General features: G+C 47.1%; 25 protein-coding genes. 17 read left to right on the top strand and 8 right to left on the bottom strand.

Going from position 1 to position 21,424, the window contains the following annotated elements:
• The first annotated feature begins 49 nt into the window (after window positions 1–49).
• The 5 genes from DYB02_RS15600 (at window position 50) to DYB02_RS15580 (ending at window position 5,866) form a co-directional block, all read left to right on the top strand.
• Window positions 50–637, top strand: a complete 588-nt coding sequence (locus DYB02_RS15600; RefSeq protein ID WP_021823193.1) for an aminodeoxychorismate/anthranilate synthase component II — start codon at window positions 50–52, stop codon at window positions 635–637.
• A gap of 361 nt (window positions 638–998) precedes the next feature.
• Window positions 999–2,210: an aspartate aminotransferase family protein gene (locus DYB02_RS15595; protein ID WP_005458126.1), complete on the top strand. Its 1,212-nt coding sequence runs from the start codon at window positions 999–1,001 to the stop codon at window positions 2,208–2,210.
• Between the two features lie 109 nt (window positions 2,211–2,319).
• Window positions 2,320–3,339 carry an arginine N-succinyltransferase gene (gene astA, locus DYB02_RS15590; protein WP_005458129.1) on the top strand — a complete coding sequence of 340 codons (1,020 nt, stop codon included), beginning with the start codon at window positions 2,320–2,322 and terminating at the stop codon, window positions 3,337–3,339.
• Window positions 3,340–3,367: 28 nt separating this feature from the next.
• Window positions 3,368–4,825 carry a succinylglutamate-semialdehyde dehydrogenase gene (gene astD, locus DYB02_RS15585; RefSeq protein WP_005480036.1) on the top strand — a complete coding sequence of 486 codons (1,458 nt, stop codon included), beginning with the start codon at window positions 3,368–3,370 and terminating at the stop codon, window positions 4,823–4,825.
• Between the two features lie 249 nt (window positions 4,826–5,074).
• A complete protein-coding gene (locus DYB02_RS15580; protein ID WP_029804600.1) occupies window positions 5,075–5,866 on the top strand; it encodes a DUF1338 domain-containing protein in 792 nt (263 codons plus the stop codon).
• Between the two features lie 156 nt (window positions 5,867–6,022).
• On the opposite strand, the gene crp is transcribed toward DYB02_RS15580, so the two are convergent.
• From crp to DYB02_RS15550, 6 genes are all read right to left on the bottom strand, one after another.
• Complete coding sequence (gene crp / locus DYB02_RS15575) at window positions 6,023–6,655, bottom strand: cAMP-activated global transcriptional regulator CRP (protein WP_005381432.1); 633 nt, start codon at window positions 6,653–6,655, stop codon at window positions 6,023–6,025.
• Window positions 6,656–6,895: 240 nt separating this feature from the next.
• Complete coding sequence (locus DYB02_RS15570; protein ID WP_005458134.1) at window positions 6,896–7,765, bottom strand: phosphoribulokinase; 870 nt, start codon at window positions 7,763–7,765, stop codon at window positions 6,896–6,898.
• A gap of 125 nt (window positions 7,766–7,890) precedes the next feature.
• Window positions 7,891–8,103: a YheU family protein gene (locus DYB02_RS15565; RefSeq protein WP_005458136.1), complete on the bottom strand. Its 213-nt coding sequence runs from the start codon at window positions 8,101–8,103 to the stop codon at window positions 7,891–7,893.
• Between the two features lie 33 nt (window positions 8,104–8,136).
• A complete protein-coding gene (locus DYB02_RS15560) occupies window positions 8,137–9,144 on the bottom strand; it encodes a hydrolase (protein WP_005496534.1) in 1,008 nt (335 codons plus the stop codon).
• Window positions 9,145–9,230: 86 nt separating this feature from the next.
• Complete coding sequence (locus DYB02_RS15555) at window positions 9,231–9,719, bottom strand: TIGR02444 family protein (protein WP_005458139.1); 489 nt, start codon at window positions 9,717–9,719, stop codon at window positions 9,231–9,233.
• On the bottom strand, window positions 9,716–11,635 hold the full coding sequence (locus DYB02_RS15550) for an ABC transporter ATP-binding protein (protein ID WP_021449774.1): 1,920 nt from the start codon (window positions 11,633–11,635) through the stop codon (window positions 9,716–9,718). The genes DYB02_RS15555 and DYB02_RS15550 overlap by 4 nt, the downstream gene beginning before the upstream one ends.
• A gap of 167 nt (window positions 11,636–11,802) precedes the next feature.
• On the opposite strand from DYB02_RS15550, the gene kefG reads away from it, so the two are divergent.
• From kefG to DYB02_RS15515, 5 genes are all read left to right on the top strand, one after another.
• On the top strand, window positions 11,803–12,396 hold the full coding sequence (kefG, locus tag DYB02_RS15540; RefSeq protein WP_005496536.1) for a glutathione-regulated potassium-efflux system ancillary protein KefG: 594 nt from the start codon (window positions 11,803–11,805) through the stop codon (window positions 12,394–12,396).
• Window positions 12,380–14,176, top strand: a complete 1,797-nt coding sequence (gene kefB, locus DYB02_RS15535) for a glutathione-regulated potassium-efflux system protein KefB (RefSeq protein ID WP_005464769.1) — start codon at window positions 12,380–12,382, stop codon at window positions 14,174–14,176. The genes kefG and kefB overlap by 17 nt, the downstream gene beginning before the upstream one ends.
• A 33-nt stretch (window positions 14,177–14,209) precedes the next feature.
• Window positions 14,210–14,410 carry a YheV family putative zinc ribbon protein gene (locus tag DYB02_RS15530; protein WP_005464767.1) on the top strand — a complete coding sequence of 67 codons (201 nt, stop codon included), beginning with the start codon at window positions 14,210–14,212 and terminating at the stop codon, window positions 14,408–14,410.
• 88 nt (window positions 14,411–14,498) lie between these two features.
• Window positions 14,499–15,080: a peptidylprolyl isomerase gene (slyD, locus tag DYB02_RS15525; RefSeq protein ID WP_005464765.1), complete on the top strand. Its 582-nt coding sequence runs from the start codon at window positions 14,499–14,501 to the stop codon at window positions 15,078–15,080.
• Window positions 15,081–15,211: 131 nt separating this feature from the next.
• Window positions 15,212–16,153, top strand: a complete 942-nt coding sequence (locus tag DYB02_RS15515) for an isoaspartyl peptidase/L-asparaginase family protein (protein ID WP_029862439.1) — start codon at window positions 15,212–15,214, stop codon at window positions 16,151–16,153.
• Window positions 16,154–16,240: 87 nt separating this feature from the next.
• Here DYB02_RS15515 and DYB02_RS15510 read toward each other — a convergent pair whose 3' ends face one another.
• On the bottom strand, window positions 16,241–16,468 hold the full coding sequence (locus DYB02_RS15510) for a SlyX family protein (protein ID WP_005458294.1): 228 nt from the start codon (window positions 16,466–16,468) through the stop codon (window positions 16,241–16,243).
• On the bottom strand, window positions 16,465–17,451 hold the full coding sequence (locus tag DYB02_RS15505) for a WD40 repeat domain-containing protein (protein ID WP_029806670.1): 987 nt from the start codon (window positions 17,449–17,451) through the stop codon (window positions 16,465–16,467). The genes DYB02_RS15510 and DYB02_RS15505 overlap by 4 nt, the downstream gene beginning before the upstream one ends.
• Window positions 17,452–17,579: 128 nt before the next feature.
• On the opposite strand from DYB02_RS15505, the gene fkpA reads away from it, so the two are divergent.
• The 7 genes from fkpA to rpsG all read left to right on the top strand — a co-directional run bounded on the left by fkpA (window position 17,580) and on the right by rpsG (window position 21,381).
• Complete coding sequence (gene fkpA / locus DYB02_RS15500; RefSeq protein ID WP_005458290.1) at window positions 17,580–18,362, top strand: FKBP-type peptidyl-prolyl cis-trans isomerase; 783 nt, start codon at window positions 17,580–17,582, stop codon at window positions 18,360–18,362.
• A 143-nt stretch (window positions 18,363–18,505) separates the two neighbouring features.
• Window positions 18,506–19,222, top strand: coding sequence for a helix-turn-helix transcriptional regulator (locus DYB02_RS15495; protein WP_005438378.1), 717 nt, complete (start codon window positions 18,506–18,508; stop codon window positions 19,220–19,222).
• 2 nt (window positions 19,223–19,224) lie between these two features.
• Window positions 19,225–19,620, top strand: coding sequence for a sulfurtransferase complex subunit TusD (gene tusD / locus DYB02_RS15490; RefSeq protein WP_029806831.1), 396 nt, complete (start codon window positions 19,225–19,227; stop codon window positions 19,618–19,620).
• Window positions 19,617–19,973 carry a sulfurtransferase complex subunit TusC gene (gene tusC / locus DYB02_RS15485; protein WP_005458285.1) on the top strand — a complete coding sequence of 119 codons (357 nt, stop codon included), beginning with the start codon at window positions 19,617–19,619 and terminating at the stop codon, window positions 19,971–19,973. Before tusD ends, tusC begins: the two co-directional genes overlap by 4 nt.
• 7 nt (window positions 19,974–19,980) lie before the next feature.
• Window positions 19,981–20,256 carry a sulfurtransferase complex subunit TusB gene (tusB, locus tag DYB02_RS15480; protein ID WP_020839769.1) on the top strand — a complete coding sequence of 92 codons (276 nt, stop codon included), beginning with the start codon at window positions 19,981–19,983 and terminating at the stop codon, window positions 20,254–20,256.
• Window positions 20,257–20,434: 178 nt separating this feature from the next.
• Window positions 20,435–20,809 (top strand): 30S ribosomal protein S12, encoded by a 375-nt coding sequence (rpsL, locus tag DYB02_RS15475; RefSeq protein WP_004399892.1) that lies wholly within the window; start codon window positions 20,435–20,437, stop codon window positions 20,807–20,809.
• Between the two features lie 101 nt (window positions 20,810–20,910).
• Entirely contained in the window at window positions 20,911–21,381 is a 471-nt protein-coding gene (rpsG, locus tag DYB02_RS15470) for a 30S ribosomal protein S7 (protein WP_005488949.1), read from the top strand.
• Window positions 21,382–21,424: the final 43 nt, after the last annotated feature.

The following is a 21,424-nucleotide window of genomic DNA, read 5'->3' as shown; positions in this document are numbered from 1 at the left end:
CAATTGATCCCTAAGCCTTGCCAAAACGGATTGGAGCAGCCGACACGTTATGTTGTTGATCATCGATAACTACGATTCTTTCACTTACAACCTTTACCAATACTTTTGCGAGCTTGGTGCTCACGTAAAGGTCGTGCGCAATGACGAAATCGACATTCAAGGTATCGAAGCCCTCAATCCAACCCATTTGGTGATTTCCCCTGGGCCTTGTACGCCAAACGAAGCGGGTATTTCCCTGCAAGCGATAGAACATTTTGCCGGTAAGCTTCCTATTTTGGGGGTGTGCCTTGGCCATCAAGCCATTGCGCAAGTGTTCGGTGGTGAAGTTGTGCGTGCGAGACAAGTCATGCATGGTAAAACATCGCCTATCCGCCACACGGGTCGCAGTGTGTTTAAAAATCTAAATAACCCACTTACGGTAACCCGCTACCATTCTCTTGTGGTGAAAAACGGCACGTTACCCGATGTGTTTGAATTGACCGCTTGGACGGAACTGCCTGATGGAAGCATGGACGAAATTATGGGATATCAGCACAAAACCCTGCCTATTGATGCTGTGCAGTTTCATCCAGAATCAATCAAAACTGAGCAAGGACATGAGCTGTTAGCCAACTTTCTTGCACGTAGAGCGATCTGATCTCGATCACTTTTCTTAACAAATTGTTCATCTTTTTGACGGTGTAAGTGGAATGCAAAACTATGCGTTTCATGGTTGATGGTCTGCTTATGCACGTCATTTTGACTCGTCTAACCCCTGTATTACATAACTTTTATAAAAATTCACTTCTCTATTTTACTTTCTTGATGCATAAATACTCATAAGTAGTGATTAATGGCAGTTGCGCAGCAATACGAAAAGAATAAATCACTATTGAAATGGTTAATTAAATGTAAATACAATGCCGCAATAGCTTAAATGCAAAACATTATTTGCTGGCAACGATGGCCGGTTAAATTCGCTTATCTGCTACGCATGCGGTATCAAGAAGGAATGTGCAATGACAACGGAAATTAAAGTAGAGCGCGGTTTATTCGATGAGGTGATGGTACCTTGCTATAACCCGATGGAAATGATCCCTGTAAGAGGCAAAGGCTCACGTATTTGGGATCAGGACGATAACGAGTACATCGACTTTGCTGGTGGTATTGCAGTGAGCTGCTTGGGTCATTGTCATCCAGTAATGGTTGATGCGTTGACTGAGCAAGGCAACAAGCTGTGGCATCTAAGTAACGTGATGACTAACGAGCCGGCACTTCGCCTTGCGAAAAAGCTAACTGAAGTGAGCTTTGCTGAGCGCGTATTCTTTGCTAACTCGGGCGCAGAAGCAAACGAAGCGGCACTGAAATTAGCACGCCGTTACGCGGCAGATGTTCATGGCCCTGAAAAATCAGAAATCATCGCATTTAAACAAGGTTTCCACGGTCGTACATTCTTTACTGTGACGGTTGGCGGTCAAGCGGCTTACTCAGACGGTTTTGGTCCTAAGCCAGGCGATGTTACGCATTTACCATACAACGATATCGAAGCACTTCAAGCACACATGTCAGATCGCACATGTGCGGTTATGATGGAGCCGCTACAAGGTGAAGGCGGTATCGTCCCACCAACTCCGGAATTTGCCCAAGCAGTACGTGAACTGTGTGACAAGCACAACGCGCTACTTATCTTTGATGAAGTTCAAACGGGTAACGGACGTACTGGTCATTTCTATGCTTACCAAGGTCTAGGCATCACGCCAGACATTCTAAGCACAGCGAAATCACTGGGTGGTGGTTTCCCTATCGGTGCAATGCTAACAACAGCAAAACTGGCTGAGCATCTGAAAGTGGGCACTCACGGTTCAACATACGGTGGTAACCCATTGGCATGTGCAGTGGCAGAAGCGGTCGTTAACGAAGTGACAAAACCAGAAGTGCTTGCTGGTGTTTTAGAGCGCGAAGCGCTGTTCCGCGCAGGTCTAGAAAAGATCAATGCGAAGTACAACCTATTCTCTGAAGTTCGTGGCAAAGGTCTATTGCTAGGCGCTGCGCTGAATGAAGAGTGGCAAGGCCGTGCACGTGATGTGCTGGTTGCTGCAGGTAAACAAGGTCTATTGGTATTGGTTGCGGGTGCCAATGTCGTGCGTTTCACACCATCACTCGTTATCACACAACAAGAAATTGAAGAAGGCTTGGCGAAACTGGATAAAGCTATCGCGACTTTAGTTTAAGCGCGATATCAGTTTAAACGTCAACGCAGACACCCCCGTCAAGGATCTCTGATGGGGGAATTGTTCCTACAATATAGTTAGGATCTTCTTGCATCTGGAGGGAGTATTGATGCTAGTAGTTCGCCCTATCGCGATGTCGGATTATGACGCGCTGCACACCTGTGCGGTGGAGTCTGGTCACGGATTTACATCTCTACCGGTTAACGAAGAACTGTTAACCAATCGAATCAAACACTCGGAGTACAGCTTTGGTAAGCCCGACGTGACCGAGCCCGGTGACGAAGGCTACCTAATGGTGGGTTTTGACTCTGAATCGGGTGAGGTTGCGGGTACCACCGGAATCGAAGCATCTATTGGCTGGGACGTACCGTTCTACTCATATCACATCAGTAAAGTGGTTCACTCTTCGCCAAAACTCGGCGTAAATAACGTCGTTAAACTACTGACATTTGGCAACAACTACACGGGGAACAGTGAGATTTGTACGCTGTTCCTACGCGAAAAATATCGCCAGGGCCTAAATGGCCGTCTGATGTCTAAGTGCCGCTTTCTTATGATGGCGGAGCACCCAGAGCGTTTCTCTAAAACCATCTTTGCCGAGATGCGTGGCGTCTCTGATGCGAATGGTAATTCTCCATTTTGGCAATGGTTACAAGAGCATTTCTTCTCTATTGATTTCACACTTGCAGATTATCTTACCGGCATCGGCAAGAAAGGCTTTATCGCTGACTTGATGCCAAAGCTGCCAATTTACATCAACCTATTGAGCCCAGAAGCACAAGCGGTGATTGGTCAAGTGCATGACAACACGCGCCCAGCGCTGAAGCTGCTAGAGCGTGAAGGATTTACCAACCGTGGCTACGTCGACATCTTCGATGGCGGTCCAACGGTTGAATGTGACTTACGCAATATCGAATCGGTACGTCATTCATTCCGTGCTCAAGTCAAAATCTCAGCGCATACCAGCACTCAAGACTTCTTGATGTGTAACTCGTCATTCGAGAACTTCCGTGCCGCTGCAGCAAAAGCCGCGTACGACGCAGAAACGCAAAGCGTTGTGTTAGCGCCTGAATTAGCTGATGCGCTCTTGGTGAAGGAAGGGGATTTCGTTCGCCTTCTACCGCAGTAACAGACGACAGAATTTAAGGATAGTAACAATGACACATTGGATTGCAGGTGAATGGGTACAAGGTCAGGGTGAAGAGTTTGTGTCTCTGTCGCCGTACAACCAAGAAGTAATTTGGCGCGGTAACGGTGCAACGGCGGAACAAGTAGACCAAGCCGTTGCTGCAGCGCGTGCTGCGTTCGTCGAATGGAAAAAACGTCCATTCGCTGAACGCGAAGCAATTGTGTTGGCTTTTGCTGAAAAAGTGAAAGAAAACAGTGAAAAAATTGCCGAAGTGATCGCGAAAGAAACGGGTAAACCAATTTGGGAAACGCGCACAGAAGCGGCTGCAATGGCTGGAAAAATCGCTATTTCTATTCGTGCCTACCATGACCGTACTGGTGAAGCGACTCGCGAAGCTGCGGGCAACCAGATTGTATTGCGACATCGCCCTCTTGGCGTAATGGCGGTGTTTGGGCCATATAATTTCCCTGGTCACTTACCGAATGGCCACATCGTTCCTGCCTTGCTAGCGGGGAACACAGTTGTGTTCAAACCATCTGAGCAAACGCCTTGGACTGGCGAGCTAGCTATGAAATTGTGGGAAGAAGCGGGTTTGCCAAAAGGCGTGATCAACCTTGTTCAAGGTGCGAAGGAAACCGGTATTGCGTTGGCTGATGCGAAAGGTATTGATGGCATTCTGTTTACGGGCAGTGCGAACACGGGTCACATTCTGCATCGTCAGTTTGCAGGTCAACCAGGCAAGATGTTAGCGCTAGAAATGGGCGGCAACAACCCGATGGTCATCTCTGATAACTACGGTGATTTGGATGCAACGGTGTACACCATCATCCAATCGGCATTCATCAGTGCTGGTCAACGTTGTACTTGTGCTCGTCGTTTATACGTGCCGTTTGGTGAGAAAGGGGATGCTCTGATCACTAAGCTGGTGGAAGCGACGAAAAACATTCGCATGGATCAACCATTCGCAGAACCTGCGCCATTTATGGGCCCACAAATCTCTGTGGCTGCGGCGAAGTTCATACTTGATGCGCAAGCAAACCTGCAATCTCTAGGCGGTGAAAGCTTGATTGAAGCGAAAGCAGGAGAGGCGGCGTTTGTTTCTCCTGGCATCATCGATGTGACTAACATTGCCGAGTTGCCAGATGAAGAATACTTCGGACCGCTGCTGCAAGTCGTGCGCTATGAAGGTTTGGATAAAGCCGTAGAGCTGGCGAATGACACGCGCTTTGGCCTGTCGGCAGGTCTTGTATCAACAGACGATCAAGAATGGGAATACTTTGTTGACCACATTCGCGCAGGCATCGTAAACCGCAACCGTCAATTGACGGGCGCAAGTGGTGACGCACCGTTTGGTGGCCCAGGTGCATCAGGCAACCTTCGTCCAAGCGCGTACTACGCGGCGGATTACTGTGCTTACCCTATGGCATCCATGGAAGGGCAGGAGACGGAATTACCTGCGACATTGAGCCCTGGCGTGACGCTTTAAGTTTCAACAATAACAGGGTCACGACCATGCATCGTGGCCCAATGTGCTGACGCATCATTTAGGTTTGGGTAGTACGCGTTGGCATTACACGGCAAGTGAGCACAGACTCAAAAAGCGTGTTTGACTGACTGACTGACATTTACCGTCACAGGTTGATGGTTGCTCGTTCATTATTCTGGACAGCTTTTGGGCTGTGAACGAGCGACCACACTCTTATCTTAATCCTACATCTCGTAACAAGGAGTCGTTATGACGCCCGATGTGTTATTTGAATCGCTATGGCAAGACTACATCCAACGTCTTTGTCCTTCTGCTGCTAAGGTGCATCAGCTTCTACAAGAAGATGAGGCTCTGATTAATGATCATATTGCTTTACGCACTTTCAATGTTGAACCGCTAGGTATCGAGACATTGGCGAAACCGTTTTTAGCTGCTGGCTATAAAGCGTGTGGGGACTACGTATTTGAGAGCAAAAAACTGGTCGCAAAACATTATGAGCACCCAGATCCGAATCAGCCTAAAGTCTTCATCAGTGAGCTGAAAGTCGAAGAGTGTTCGCCAGAGCTGCAAGATATTGTGGCGAAACTGGTTGCGCAAGTGGATGCTGAAAAACTGTCGGGCAGTGCATTTCTGCATGGCGGTCGCTTATGGGATCTAAGCTTTGCTGATTACCAAACGTTGGCTAAAGAGAGCGAGTATGCGTCTTGGCTGGCCGCGCACGGTTATGGTGCTAATCACTTTACGGTGAGTGTGAATCAGCTGAATCAACACGATGAAGTCAAACAGGTTAACGACCATCTTCGTCAGGCAGGGTTTGTGATCAATGAGTCGGGCGGTGAGGTGAAAGGCTCACCAGACGTGTTGCTTGAGCAATCGTCGACGATGGCAGACAAAGTGCCAGTGACCTTCGAAGAAGGTTCGGAAATTATCCCAGGTGGCTTTTACGAGTTTGCTAAACGTTACCCAATGGAGAATGGCGAGTTGTATCCAGGCTTTGTTGCAGCATCAGCAGACAAAATTTTTGAAAGTACTAATGGCTAAACGCCATGGAATACCTCGGGCTAACGTTGTTGTTTGTTAGCCTCTTGCGACCTAGGGTTTGACTGAGTTGCAAGGTAAATAACAAGGTAAATAAAAAGCCACCAATGTCGCCATTGGTGGCTTTTATAATTTTGTTCGTGTCACTCTAAATTGAGATTAACGAGTACCGTAAACAACGATAGTTTTACCGTGCGCAGAGATTAGGTTCTGCTCTTCTAGCATCTTCAAGATACGACCTACTGTCTCACGAGAACAGCCAACGATTTGACCGATTTCTTGACGAGTGATCTTGATTTGCATGCCGTCTGGGTGAGTCATCGCATCTGGTTGTTTAGCAAGGTTCAGAAGCGTCTGAGCGATACGACCAGTTACGTCTAGGAACGCTAGGTCACCCACTTTTTGGCTAGTTACTTGAAGACGACGAGCCATCTGCGCAGAAAGACGCATTAGGATGTCTGGGTTTACTTGGATAAGCTGACGGAATTTCTTGAAAGAAATTTCAGCAACTTCACAAGGAGATTTAGCGCGAACCCAAGCTGTACGCTCTTGGTCTTCTTCGAATAGACCAAGTTCACCAATAAAGTCACCTTGGTTTAGGTAAGAAAGAATCATTTCCTTACCTTCTTCGTCCTTGATAAGAACCGCAACAGAGCCTTTAACGATGTAGTACAACGTTTCAGCTTTTTCACCTGCGTGAATTAGCGTGCTCTTTGATGGGTACTTATGAATATGACAGTGTGAAAGAAACCACTCTAATGTTGGGTCGGTTTGAGGTTTACCTAGAACCATAATATCTCACTTCCTCTGCAGGGTACGCTTGCGCTATCCATATTTTAGCTAAGCCTGAATTAGGCTTACTAGAATAAGAGCACTTTTTATATGCTGCAAGCTCTCTTGTGTTTCGGTAAGAAATAGTATCCTTTTTCGAAAACGATTTCTTGATTTTAATCGTGCCATGATTGAGATTTTGTAAGCAAAACTGTGCACATGATCACGGTATGAAAAGTAAACATCTAGCCCGCTACGTTTTTAGCCAATTTTTCCTGTTTCAATCAGCTGTTGTAGGATAGGCCTAACTATGAGCTCCATTGCAAAGCTCATTTTGCCGCCTGGCACAACAATGGTGTTGTGGCGCGACATAAATGAGCCATCAATCATGGCCAGCAGATATGGGAAGTCGACATTCTTAATGCCACGCAGACGAATCACCACAAAGCTTTCATCTAAACTCGGAATGCCTTTGGCGTTAAGCGGGTTGGAGGTATCGACGGTTGGGACGCGTTGAAAGTTGATGTGAGTACGAGAAAACTGCGGAGTGATGTAATTGAGGTAATCGTCCATTGAGCGCACGATTGAGTCCATCACCGCTTCACGCGAATGGCCGCGATCGCGAGTGTCGCGCACGAATTTTTGGATCCACTCTAAGTTTACAATTGGCACCATGCCAATTAAGAAGTCCACATGCTGAGCAACATTAACATCGCCATCAACCACACCACCATGCAGCCCTTCATAAAACAGCACGTCGCTGTTTTCAGGTAAGTCTTGCCATGGTGTAAATGTGCCTGGCATTTGATTGTAGGGAACTGCTTCGTCAAACGTATGCAGATAACGGCGCACGCTGCCAGTGCCGTCATGACCGAACTTACGGAAAAACTCTTCTAATCCCGGGAAGTCATTCGCTTGCGGACCAAAGTAACTGATATGTCGGCCTTGCTCGCGGGCTTTGCGAATTTCGATGTCCATTTCAGGGCGAGTAAAGCGATGGAAGCTGTCTCCTTCCACCCATGCCGGCCTGATGTTCATCATATTGAACATCTTGCGGAATGCTTCAGACGTCGTGGTTGTGCCGGCACCGGATGAACCAGTAACCGCAATGATTGGGTGTTTAGCTGACATGACAAACCTTGTCGAAAATTACGTACCTGTAAAGTGCAGCAGCGAACCGCTGCACGGTCGATAACCCACTATAGCATGTAACAACGACTTGTCATCGAGTGGGATACGGTAAAAATGTGAACGTGCTAAAACTTTGCTTTGAGTTGAATATCAACCGTTTCATGCAGTTCTGAGAACACGATGACGGCTTCACCTTTTTCTAGTTGCGTCTTCACTTGATCGATTTTGTTTTGCAGTGAAATTTCAACCGCGCCATAGTCGGTGCCTTCGCGTAGCACGAACTCACGAATTAGATTTTCCAGTGTTTCTGGCGCGATGTCTTGCCAAGGAATGATCATAAATACCTCAAACTTTTATGATGAAAGGCTAGTTTACTGTGTTCGCGGTTTGGATACAGCTGAAAGGTACTCTGCCGCGACACTTTCGTAGTACGCGGGCAGGGCTTCCTCTAACCAGAACTTTGGTTTTAATGCAGTACCAGTCAGAAAACCAACGTGTCCGCCGTGCTCAAACAGACGGTAATCAATGTTATCTGGCAGAACAAATTTGGGGATCACCTCTTCGGTCATGAACGGGTCGTCTTTGGCGTGGATGATCAAAGTTGGCAAGGTGATCTGCTGTAACTTGCTCAATCCTGAGCATTGATCGTAATAATCTTGTGCATCCTTAAAACCATGCAGAGGTGCAGTGATCAAGTCATCAAATTCGTACAGACGAGTGACGCGCTTGATGGAGTTGTACGACAGCGCCAATTCGCCATGCAGTAAATGATGTTTTTGTAGAGCATTCCTTTTGAGCGAAGAGAGTAGGTAACGGCGATACACTTTGGAAAAGCCCTGCTCAATTCGATTGGCACAAGCCGCCAAATCCAGTGGTGCAGAGACGATGGTGGCCGCTTTTAAAATCGGGTCATCTTTGTATTGGGCTAAGTAGTTCGCCAGCATATTGCCCCCAAGGGAGATGCCGACGGCGACTTTTGGATTGTTTGGAAAGCGCAGATGGAGGTGTTCCAAAAAGAAGCGAGCGTCCGTTACTTCTCCTGAATGGTATGCGCGAGCTTTTTTGTTCGGTTTGCCGCTACAGCCACGAAAATGCATCATCACCGATAACCAACCAGATTTCGCAAACGCATTCATCAGGCCGTTTGCATACGGGCTGTAGAAGCATCCTTCCAAGCCATGAAACAAAACGAAGATGGGTTTGTTCTGCGCGGGTTCTTTGGTGGGATCTTCACTCCAAGCGAGATCGAGGAAGTCGCCATCGTCGGTATCCAGCGTCTGCCAAATAGGCGTAAACAGCGCTTTTTTACGAATAAAGCGCGGTAAAAGGGTCTGAAGGTGCGGGTTCTTGATCCCGGCGGCTGCGAAAAATTGTGTCATACCTAACTGCTCTTATATGGTCCTTCATGTCAGTTGAAGAACTTATTAATATAATCCTTTATAAAGATTATAGGTATTCTACAGCGTTATGAGTGTTTTGGTGGGTGAATGTTTGGCACAGGGATAGCAAAGGCTTGTTGCAAATGCTCTCCACCAAGCTGACGACAGTATCTGAGCGTGAGTGGATCGCCATCGTTTTTAATCAGTGTAAGTGAGTTAATACAGTCGACCAAATCGGCTTGTTGTTGCTTTTCGAGTTGCAGTTCAAACTGCAGGCTTTCTCGATATAACGCATCGTTCACTTGGGATTTTAGATGACGTCGCAGGTCGCGAAAAGAGTGCAGCAGCGTTTCACTACGGCCAAGACAGCTTTGGACTAAGTGCCAGTCTTTCTCTTGGAAGATAAGCTGCTGCTCGTCGAGCCAACGGAGCAGCAGTAATAGATTCACGTTACCGTGGTAATTGTTTTGCAATGATAAACACGCTTCTTTTACTTCTCGCACGCCATAAAACTGCAGGCTGAACTGCCAAAGGTGTTCTAGGGTAAGAGTGTATTCCGCGTGTTTGTTTGTCATTGGTTAAACTCTAGCTCCATCTGCTCCAGTTCTTCCTGAGCAGACATCCATTCCATTTCCACTTCTTCAAGTTCTGATTTGCTCGAAGCTTGAAGGGCCAGCACTTCATTTAGTTTAGCTTTATTTTCGGCTTCATACAGTGAGTTATCCGCCAATTGTTCTTCAGCCTCTGCCAGTGCTACACCTAACTTATCCATTTTATTTTCTAATTGTGTCAGGGTTTTGCGAATTGGCGCCGTCAGTTTACGAAATTCCGCTTCGCGACGTTTTTGCTCTTTCTTCGCAGCGGCACTGTTTGCGGTATCTTTAACTGGTTGCGACGCTTGTGCTTCTTTTCGCTCGGCTTTTTGTTGTTCGGTCAACCATTTGTAGTAGTCGTTTAAGTCACCATCGAATGGCGCAACTTGGCGATCATGCACTAAGTACAAATCATCGGTGGTTGCGCGCAGTAAGTAGCGGTCGTGTGAAACAATCACCATCGCACCTTCGAACGTTTGCAGAGCCATGGTTAACGCTTGGCGCATGTCTAAGTCTAGGTGGTTGGTTGGTTCGTCGAGTAGCAATAAGTTTGGTTTTTGCCACACGATCAACGCCAGCACCAAGCGTGCCTTTTCACCACCAGAGAACGGTGCGACTTTTTCTAGCGCTTTGTCGCCTTGGAAACCAAAACTACCTAGGTAATCGCGCAGTTGCTGCTCTGTTTGATCCGGTGCAATCTGCATCATGTGCTGCAGTGGCGTTTCTTCTGGGTGCAACGTCTCCAACTGGTGCTGAGCAAAGTAGCCGATCTTTACGCCTTGCGAATAGGTGAGATCGCCGCCTTGCGCTTTAAGTTCACCTGAAAGCAGTTTGATTAAGGTCGATTTACCTGCGCCGTTGCGGCCAAGCAAACCAATACGGCTGCCCGGTACTAAGTTCAGACGAATCTTTTCTAAAATTAGGTTGTCGCCGTAACCTGCCGATACGTCGTCCATCATCATTATTGGATTTGGCAGCGCAGCTGGTTGGCGGAATTCAAAGCTGAATGGGTTATCGAACTGCGCGGGCAAGACTTTTTCCATGCGTTCTAGCGCTTTGATTCGACTTTGCGCTTGGCGCGCTTTCGATGCTTTGTAGCGGAAGCGGTCGATGTAGCTTTGCATGTGCGACATTTGCTTTTGTTGTTTCTCGAACATCGCTTGTTGCAGCATCATTTTTTGCGCACGTTGATTTTCGAATGACGAGTAGTTGCCCGTGTATTCGTTCAGCTGTTGGTTTTCGATATGGATGATGCGACCAACGATCGGATCTAGGAAATCTCGGTCGTGCGAGATCAAGATCAGCGTGCCAGGGTAGTTTTGCAGCCAGCGCTCTAACCACATTACGGCGTCCAAATCCAAGTGGTTGGTTGGTTCGTCGAGCAGTAGTAGATCGGAACGACACAATAGTGCTTGAGCTAAGTTAAGGCGCATACGCCAACCACCAGAGAACTGAGTTAAGTTCCAGCTCATCTGTTCTTGGCTAAAGCCAAGGCCGTCAAGCAGTTCTGCCGCACGGGCACGGATGCTATAGCCGCCAATGGTTTCGATCTTGCCGTGAATTTCTGCCACCAGCGTACCGTTGTCTTTTTCTTCTGCAACCGCTAGCTGTTGCTCAAGACCGCGGTATTCGCGATCACCATCAATGACGTATTCCAGTGCGCTGCGTTCTAAAGCAGGTGTTTCCTGCGCTACCCACGCCAATTCCCAATGCTGAGGTTGGCTGAACGAGCCCGCGTCAATCGACAGTTCATCTTTCAGTAGAGCAAATAAGGTCGATTTACCACAGCCGTTTTTGCCAACCAGACCCACTTTGTCACCTGGGTGAATGGTTGCCGATGCTTGGTCTAAAAGAGGTTTACCGCCACGCAGTAACTGAATATCAGAGAAGGTAATCATAGGGTTTTTGTTCACTTTGCGCAGCGCGCGTTTCTTGGTCGTTGATCTCGCGATGAATAGTAGGGCTATTGACGGGAAAAGTCGATCACTGAGCTTTAATTGCATTATGCTATACAAAAAAGTATAACAATTTGATAACGGATAAAAATCACCACAAGGACGACCATTTGGCTGTAGCAGCGTCTATTCTCCCAAGAGTTCTGGTCATTTATGCTCACCCAGAGCCGCACAACTCCATTGCCAATCAAGTGATGATAAAGCGAGTGCAATCACTTGAGCACGTGACGGTGCACGATCTTTATGGCGCTTATCCTGATTTCTTTATCGATGTGAATCACGAACATGATCTACTGATGAATCATGATGTGATTGTCTTTCATCATCCTCTTTATATGTATTCATGTCCGGCGTTGTTGAAAGAGTGGTTAGACCGAGTACTCGGCAAGGGCTTTGCGTTTGGCGACGGTTCTGCACTGGAAGGCAAATATTGGCGCAGTGTGATCACCACGGGTGGTAAAGAAGAAGCTTTCAGTGCTAGGGGGTATAACAAGTATCCGTTAGAGCAGATTCTGCAACCGTTCGAGTTGACGGCAGCGTTGTGTCAGATGCATTGGATGGAGCCGCTGGTGTTGTATTGGTCACGCAATGTTTCTGATATTGAACGCTATGAACACGCGGAGCAGTATCGTCGATGGCTGAGTAATCCTCTTGATGAGTGGGAAGCGTTGCACCAAGGAGGTCTGCATGGCGATAACCAGTGAGTTTCTACAAAGCAGTGTCGTGTTTCTGTCGGCGGCGGTGATTGCTGTTCCTTTGGCGCAGCGATTTGGCTTAGGTTCAGTGCTTGGCTATTTGTTGGCAGGGGTATTGATTGGCCCATGGGGATTACGCCTGATTAGCGATGTCGATGCGATTCTGCATTTTGCCGAGCTCGGGGTGGTGTTACTGCTGTTCTTAATTGGCTTGGAATTGAACCCGAAAAAATTATGGCAAATGCGAGGGCCGATTTTAGGTCTTGGCGGCGCGCAAGTTGTAGTGACGACGGCGGTTATTGGTAGCATTGTCAGTTTGTTTGGCTTGAGTATGCAGGTGAGTTTGGTCATCGGCATGGGGCTCGCCCTTTCCTCTACGGCTATTGCACTCAAAGTGATTGAAGAGCAAGGCCTCAATGGCACCGAAACGGGCCAGTCTGGTTTTGCTGTGCTGCTTTTTCAAGATATCGCCGTCATACCGATGTTGGCTATGTTACCGCTTTTGGCTGGTGAACAGAATGTAGGTAGTTGGTTCGATGCTTTTACCGTTTTAGGCAGTGTCGTAGCCTTGTTGATTGGTGGTCACTTTTTATTGCGCCCTCTGTTTCGTTTTGTCGTGATGAGTGGGGTTCGCGAGTTATTTACCGTGGCTTCACTCTTGGTGGTGCTAGGCATTTCGGTGGTGATGCAAAAACTGGGCTTGTCCATGGCGCTAGGAACTTTCTTAGCTGGAGTGCTGCTGGCCGAAAGTGAATATCGCCATGAGCTAGAAATCGCTATCGAGCCGTTTAAAGGTTTGCTTCTTGGTCTGTTTTTTATCGCGGTTGGCATGGCGGTAAACTTGGGCTTACTGGCGTTGCATCCTCTTGAAATTCTTGGTGCGGTGGTGGCTTTGGTTGTGGTGAAAGGTTTGGTGTTGTACGCCCTAGCCAGGGCGGGGCGAGTGCGAGAAAAAGCACGTAGCCGTATGGCCGCCATCTTGAGCCAAGGTGGTGAGTTTGCTTTTGTGATTTTCACCGCGGCAAGCCAAGAAGGCATTTTATCCAAAGAACAAGTGGCGTTTTTGTTGGTTGTGGTGAGCCTATCGATGGTGACCACGCCACTCTTGTTGATGGGACAAAAGAAGTGGTTCGCTCATACGCTTAATCAGGAAGAAGAGAGCGTCACCAGTCACGTGGTTGATCGTCGTCCTCGCGTCATCATTGCGGGTTTTGGTCGTTTTGGGCAAATCGTTGGGCGCTTAATGTACGCCAATAAAATCAAAGTTACGGTATTGGAAAGTGACGCCAGCCAAATTCATTTACTGCGTAAGTACGGCTACAAAGTTTTTTATGGCGATGCCACGCAAATCGATTTGTTGCGCGCCGCTGGCGCAGACAAAGCGGAAGCGTTAGTGATTTGTACAGACTCGCCGGATGAAGTGATGGCGATTGTCGATATCTGCCGTACGCATTTTCCGAATCTCAAATTGCTCGCTCGTGCGCGAAGCCGAGTTGAGGCCTATCAGTTGATGAGCCATGGTGTGCAAAACTATTCGCGTGAGACTTTTTTAGGCGCACTGGATCTTGGTCGTCAAACTCTGGTTGAGTTAGGCATGCACCCATATCAAGCAAAGCGGGCAGAAGCACATTTTCGTAAGCTCGATAATGCTATGCTTAAAGACTTGCTGCCTCAGCATAATGAAGATAAGAAGCTCGCCCAAAGAGCCAAAGAAGCTCGTAAAGAGCTAGAAGAAATTTTTGGTCGTGAGATGGAAAGCGATCACCAGTCGCCTAATCATTGGAAGTAGTACCCGCAGACCTAAGCGGGAAAAGGAACAAAAGTGAAAGCCAAGAAACGTTTTATTGCGGGGGCAACTTGCCCACAGTGCAGCCAGCAAGATACCCTACGCTGGTGGATAGAAAACAATATTGAGTTAGTCGAGTGCGTTGAGTGTGACTACACCGAGCAGCGTAAACCGCAATCTGTAGAGAAAAATAAACACTCCGCACAGGAAATGATTGGGATTTTTAAGCCTGAGTAATTGAACTTCGATAATTGATCCCCATAATACTACCATCGCAGTACTTAACCCCATTCTGGTTAAGTCAATTAATCTCTCTGGAGTTAGTATGAAAATTGAAAAGAACGTTGTTGCAAGCCTTGCATACAAAGTAATGATGGAAGACGGTGTGGTAGTTGACCAATCAACTGCAGACGCGCCTCTAGATTACCTTCACGGTCACAACAACCTAATCACAGGTCTTGAAAAAGAGCTTGAAGGCAAAGTGGCTGGCGACAAGTTCTCAGTAACTGTAGCTCCTGAAGATGCATACGGTGAGCACAACGACGCTCTAGTTCAGCGCGTTCCTGCTGACGTATTCCAAGGTGTTGATCAAATCGAAGTTGGCATGCGTTTCCTAGCAGACACTGACCAAGGTCCAATCCCTGTAGAAGTGACTGAAGTGGACGGCGACGAAGTGGTTGTTGATGGTAACCACATGCTAGCAGGCCAAACGCTAACATTCGAAGTTGAAGTAATGGCAACTCGTGAAGCAACAGCAGAAGAGATCGAACACGGTCACATTCACCAAGCTGGTGGTTGTTGTGGTGGCCATGACCACGATCACGACCATGAAGGCGGTTGCTGTGGTGGCGAAGAGAAAGGCGATGACCACGAATGTTGTGGCGGCGGCGGTTGCGGTTCTCACTAATCGCATGCTCTTCACTAGATAAACGCATCTAGTAAAGCTTTAAAAAAGCGCAAGTTGAGGTTTCAACTTGCGCTTTTTGTTTATCTGCGGTGTAGTGCAAATCATACAAGGAATAACAGTTGGACAAAGCGATGACGAAACCGTTCTCAATTGCCATTCACGGCGGAGCAGGCACCATTTTGCGTGAACAAATGAGTGATGAACTTCAGCAATCCATCTTGGCAGACTTAGAAGCTGCGGTAAAAGCAGGACACCAAATACTCGAACAAGGTGGAGAAGCGCTTGATGCGGTGATCGCTGCGGTAAAAGTACTGGAAGACTCTCCCAACTTTAATGCGGGTAAAGGCTCGGTTCTTACTCACAACGAAATGGTAGAAATGGATGCCTCTGTGATGGATGGTCGCAACCTTGCCGCAGGTGCTGTCGCGGGCGTTAGACACATTAAAAACCCGATCGAGTTGGCTCGGGATGTGATGCTTCGCAGCAAGCATGTGTTGTTGGTTGGTGAAGGTGCTGAGAAGTTTGCTTTTGAACAAGGCCATCAATACACCGAACAAGATTACTTCTTCACAGATCGCCGTTATGAACAGCTGCTCTCAATGCGTGAGAAAGGTTTGTTTGCGTTATCTGAGTCTCGTTACCCGGATGACCGTAAACACGGCACTGTAGGCGCAGTGGCGTTAGACCAGCAAGGCAACTTAGCTGCGGCGACCAGTACGGGTGGGGTAACCAATAAGCAATATGGTCGTGTTGGAGATTCTGCACTGATAGGCTGTGGCACGGTGGCTGAGAATGGCGTGGTGGCAGTTTCAACTACGGGTGTTGGTGAGTTCTTTATTCGTAAACGTGTTGCGGAAGATGTAGCAGCACGTATGCGTTATTTGCAAGAGGACGTACATACCGCGTGTGAAGCCATTATTCAGGGTGATCTCAAAACCATGGGCGGAGAAGGTGGCCTGATTGCCATTGATGCGAATGGGGAGTTGCATTTCGCTATGAACAGTACGGGGATGTATCGTGCGGGTATCAATACTCGTGGTGAGTTGTGTGTGAAAATCTACGCTAACGACTAACCGTTCGATTATTTCACGACGAGCCACCGTGCAATTACAACAAAGCCCAGCATAAGTCTGGGCTTTGTTTTGTCTTTCGCGTATTGATCAGTAATGCGGCGGCGGTGGCTCGTTGGCTGGATCTTCCATATTCGAAGAATCCATATTTTTCACTTTGCCTACTACGTACTTCATTTGATCTTGCATCTTCGTGATCTGCAATTGTTGTTGTGACAATGCACTGTTCAGATCTTCGATGGTTTGTTCTTGGAACGCCACCTGACACTCTAAGTCGTTGATGCGTGCTTCCAATTGCTCAATGAGTTTTTCTGTCATGACCCGTTCTCTAGTTGCCAAGCTTGGGCGATGCCCGCCGATGTGGCAGTAATTACACGTTGCTTAGAATCAAAGGCAGCATCATACACGACCGCGCGAGGAGGGCGAGTATCTTTTTTCGGCTCGACTTCAAATCCGTCAATGCGCTTTCCGCTCTGCGTATCCCAAATCGAGACGCGGCCTGAAGGTGTTCCCGTTACCAGTCGAAAGCCATCATCAGAAAAACGCGCGGTAGAGAAAATCAGCTGGCGTGACCAACTGCTGAGTTGCGAAACCTTTTGACCTGTTTCTAAATTCCAAATGATCGCTTGATTGCCACCGTCTGACGTCATGGCGAGTTTGCCATCTCGTTGCAGTGCCACGCGCACAACACGTTGTTCATGTTCAAAAGTTCGTAATACCTGACCAGATTCAGTATCCCAGAGGTAAGCTTTGTAGTCGTTACCGCCTGTTAATGCGAATCGACCATTAGGAGAGATGGCGACAGAGTTGACTTTTTCTCGGTGAGCGAGGAACTCCAAGCGACGACCGGTGACTAAGTTGACGTAAATGGCTTTACCGTTTGAGAGCCCGAGTAGCACTTGTTCACCGTTGCTGGTGATGTCGATGTCGCGAATTAACGCGTCAGAAATGGACCACAGCCCTTGTGCTTGCGTCCAGCCAAGGTCCCAAACGGCAAAGTTCATTTGACCTGCGGTTACAGCAAAACGGCCGTTGTCTGAAATACGAATATGAGATACCGCGTTGCCATCGGCATCAAGCTCTCCAAGCGTTGCGAGTTTTTTGTTTTGCTCTAGGTCCCACAAAACCAAGTGGTGTTCTTCAGAGTAGAGCAGGGCAAATCGACCATCTCGGCTGAGTCCAAAGCTCGTTGAACCCTGTGGTTCGAGTGGCCAACGTTGAACTTCTTGCTCGGTAAAAAAGCAACCATTTAACGTGGTGATGACAATTAAATATAGGAATAAATGAGAAATTCTTTGCATCACATCTAATAATCCGGTTTGTGTCTTAAGACATATAGCTAGTATATTGGTATAACGATTGTCTTCACCAGTCTCATATAAGATTTGTGCACAATAACCAATGGCGAAGCCATTATTGGGAGAATTTAATGAAATCAGTTTTAAAAGTGTCGCTACTTGCTGCAACAGTAATGCTAGCGGTAGGTTGTCAGAAAGAAGAAACAAAACCAGAAGCAGCACCTCAAGCAGAACAAGTTCAAGCAGAAACAGGTAAAGCGGTTCACTTTAAAACCGACGACGACAAAGCGGCATACGCAATCGGTGTTTCATTTGCTAACTACCTAAGCACTAGCATCGAAAAACCAAGCGAAATCGGTATCAACCTAAACAAAGACCTTGTTCTTAAAGGTATCGAAGATGTCTTTAAAGGCAACGCAGAGCTAAACGAAGAAGAAACACGTGCTGCTCTAGAGTCTCTAGACAAGCGTGTTGCTGAGAAGATGCAAGCACAAGCAGCAGAAAAAGCAGCGGCAGCGAAAAAAGCTGGCGATGATTTCCGTGCGGAATTCGAAAAGCAAGAAGGCGTAGTGAAAACAGACACCGGTCTTCTATACCAAGTAATCACACCTGCTGAAGGCGAGAAGCCAAAAGACACTGACACTGTACAAGTACACTACAAAGGTACGTTGATTGACGGTACTCAGTTCGACAGCTCTTACGATCGTGGTGAGCCAGCAACGTTCCCTCTAAACCGCGTTATCCCAGGTTGGACAGAAGGTGTTCAGCTAATGCCTGTGGGTTCTAAATTCAAATTTGTTATCCCGCCAGAGCTTGCATACGGTGACCAAGACACACCAAGCATTCCAGCAAACTCAACACTTGTATTTGAAGTTGAGCTACTAAAAGTTGAGAATGACAAAGCTGAGCAATAAGAACGAGCTGAGCTAAGTTATTGAAAAAGGTCCGTTTAACGGGCCTTTTTTGTTCTAGGTCACTAGTTGGTGAGTTTGCTAGGTTGCGTTTCAAATTTTCTGATAAACTTACACCAATTTGTTGATTTTTCGCTCGAAGGCTTATGACAACTACAGAAACAATAAATGCGGAGATGTTGCTCGAAATGGAATCGGTTAACGTGATGCCATTTACTGAGCACGACAAAATCATCTTGAGATCTTACGAAGCGGTCGTGGACGGTATCGCGAGCCTGATCGGTCCGTTTTGTGAAATCGTTCTTCACTCTCTGGAAGACTTAAATACCTCTGCAATCAAAATCGCCAATGGCGAAAACACCGGCCGCCAAGTAGGTTCGCCTATTACTGACTTAGCGCTAAAAATGCTGAAAGACATTGAAGGCTCTGAGCGTAATTTCTCACGTTCTTACTTCACACGTGCCAAAGGCGGCGTACTAATGAAGTCAATCACTGTTGCGATCCGCAACGGTGAAAATCGCGTAATTGGTTTGCTGTGTATCAACGTCAACCTTGATGCGCCATTTTCGCAAGTGTTGCAATCTTTCATGCCAACGCAAGAAGCGAAAGAAGCCGCTTCTTCGGTGAACTTCGCGAGTGACGTAGAAGAGCTGGTGGACCAAACCGTTGAACGCACGATTGAAGAAATCAATGCGGATAAATCGGTATCGAACAACACTAAGAATCGTCAGATCGTGATGGAGTTGTACGACAAAGGCATCTTCGACATCAAAGACGCCATCAACCGTGTTGCCGATCGTCTTAACATTTCAAAACACACCGTGTACTTATACATTCGTCAACGTAAAACCGAGGACGAATAAGCGTGGGTGGATTAACTTACACGCTGGTGGTAAATGGCTCTGTTTACGGCAGCCAATCGGCACGCAGCGCATACCAATTCGCACAAGCAGTCATTGAACAAGGGCATACTCTGGTGAGTGTGTTCTTTTATCAAGATGGTGTGACCAACGGTACTGCGTTAAGTGTGCCAGCTAATGATGAGTTTGATTTGACTAAAGCATGGCAAGGTCTCGCTAAAGAACATGATGTGCGTTTGGAAACGTGTGTCGCTGCAGCGCTGCGTCGTGGTATCATTAGTGAGGATGAAGCCACTCAACATGGTTTAACACAAAACAATCTTGCAGAAGATTTTGTACAAGCGGGTTTGGGCAGTCTAGCCGAAGCGATGTTAACCCAAGACAGAGTGGTACAGTTTTGAGTCAGTTAACTTATCTATTTCGAAGCGCACCGCATGGCAGCGCAGCTGGTCGCGAAGGCGTTGATGCGCTTTTAGCGGCTTCCGCGTATTGCGAAGATATCACCGTGATCTTTATCGGAGATGGCGTGTATCAACTTCTATTAGGGCAAGAACCTAGTGGTATCTTAAGCAAAGATTACGCGCCGATGCTCAAGTTATTCGATCTATACGACATCGAACAGGTGTTTGTGTGTTCAGAATCGTTAGCGCAGAGAGGATTGGCTCAAGCCGATCTCGTTATAGATGCTCAAGCACTCAGCCTTGAGCAAGTAAAAGAAAAACTGCAGCAAGCTGGCAAGTTACTGTCATTCTGAGGACGCTATGTTACACATCATCAAAACCGTTTCAGCCTTAGAAGATGCATTCGCATTGTATAGCGAACAAGATGCTGCCTTGCTGATTGAAGATGCCGTCTACGCCGCAAATCCACAGCACAAGGCGTTTAGCCAAATAAAACACGCCGCTGTGTTCGCATTAAAAAGCGATATTCAAGCGCGTGGAATGGCAAATCGTATCAGTCCATCAGTGACTGTCGTAGACTACGTTGGCTTTGTCGAATTGACGGCAAAACACGATAAATCTCTCACCTGGGATTAATACACCTTTCCTGTCGATAAAGCTTTACGGATGAATTGCTCTAATTGAACAAAAAAGATCCGTATATTTCTTGACACACCTCTCACTGCTGCATAGAATTTTGCGTCCCTAACTGCCAATGGTAGCTAGGGATAGATTTTTCACAAAGCTTACTTTCAAGTAAATCAGGAGCTAGTTAATGGCAACTATTAACCAGTTGGTACGTAAGCCACGTGCAAAGCAAGTTGTTAAAAGCAACGTGCCTGCACTAGAAGCGTGCCCACAAAAACGTGGTGTATGTACTCGTGTTTACACTACTACACCTAAAAAACCTAACTCAGCACTTCGTAAAGTTTGTCGTGTACGTCTGACAAACGGCTTCGAAGTTACTTCGTACATCGGCGGTGAAGGTCACAACCTTCAAGAGCACTCAGTTGTTCTAATCCGTGGTGGTCGTGTTAAAGACCTTCCAGGTGTGCGTTACCACACTGTTCGCGGCGCACTAGACTGTGCTGGCGTAAATGACCGTAAACAAGGTCGTTCTAAGTACGGTGTGAAGCGTCCTAAGTCTTAATGGATTCCGTTAAGTAAGGCCAAACACTAAATTATTTTTAATTTTTTGAAAAAACTGAAAAGTTTTGGATAAAACCTGAAGAAGACAACGGAGATAAATCCATGCCACGTCGTCGCGTCATTGGTCAGCGTAAGATCCTTCCAGATCCAAAATTCAAATCTGAATTGCTGGCAAAATTCGTTAACATCCTAATGGTTGACGGTAAAAAATCTACTGCAGAGAAAATCGTTTACACTGCACTAGATTCTATGGCTGAAAAGTCTGGTAAAGACCACTTAGCTATTTTTGAAGAAGCTCTTGAAAACGTTCGCCCAGCGGTAGAGGTTAAATCTCGCCGTGTTGGTGGTTCAACTTACCAAGTTCCTGTAGAAGTACGTCCGGTTCGCCGTAACGCACTTGCTATGCGTTGGTTGGTTGAAGCTGCGCGTAAGCGTGGTGAAAAATCTATGGCTCAACGCCTAGCTGCTGAAATGCTAGACGCGTCTGAGAACAAAGGTACTGCTGTTAAGAAACGTGAAGACGTTCACCGTATGGCAGAAGCGAACAAAGCGTTTGCACATTACCGTTGGTAATACCTTTTCAGTGCTGCAAGGTTCCTTGCAGCACTTCTTTAGT

This window comes from Vibrio parahaemolyticus (genome assembly GCF_900460535.1).
GTDB classification, from domain to species: Bacteria; Pseudomonadota; Gammaproteobacteria; order Enterobacterales; family Vibrionaceae; genus Vibrio; species Vibrio parahaemolyticus.
Note: the sequence above shows the minus strand (reverse complement) of the source record. Positions and strands in the feature narration are given on the sequence as shown.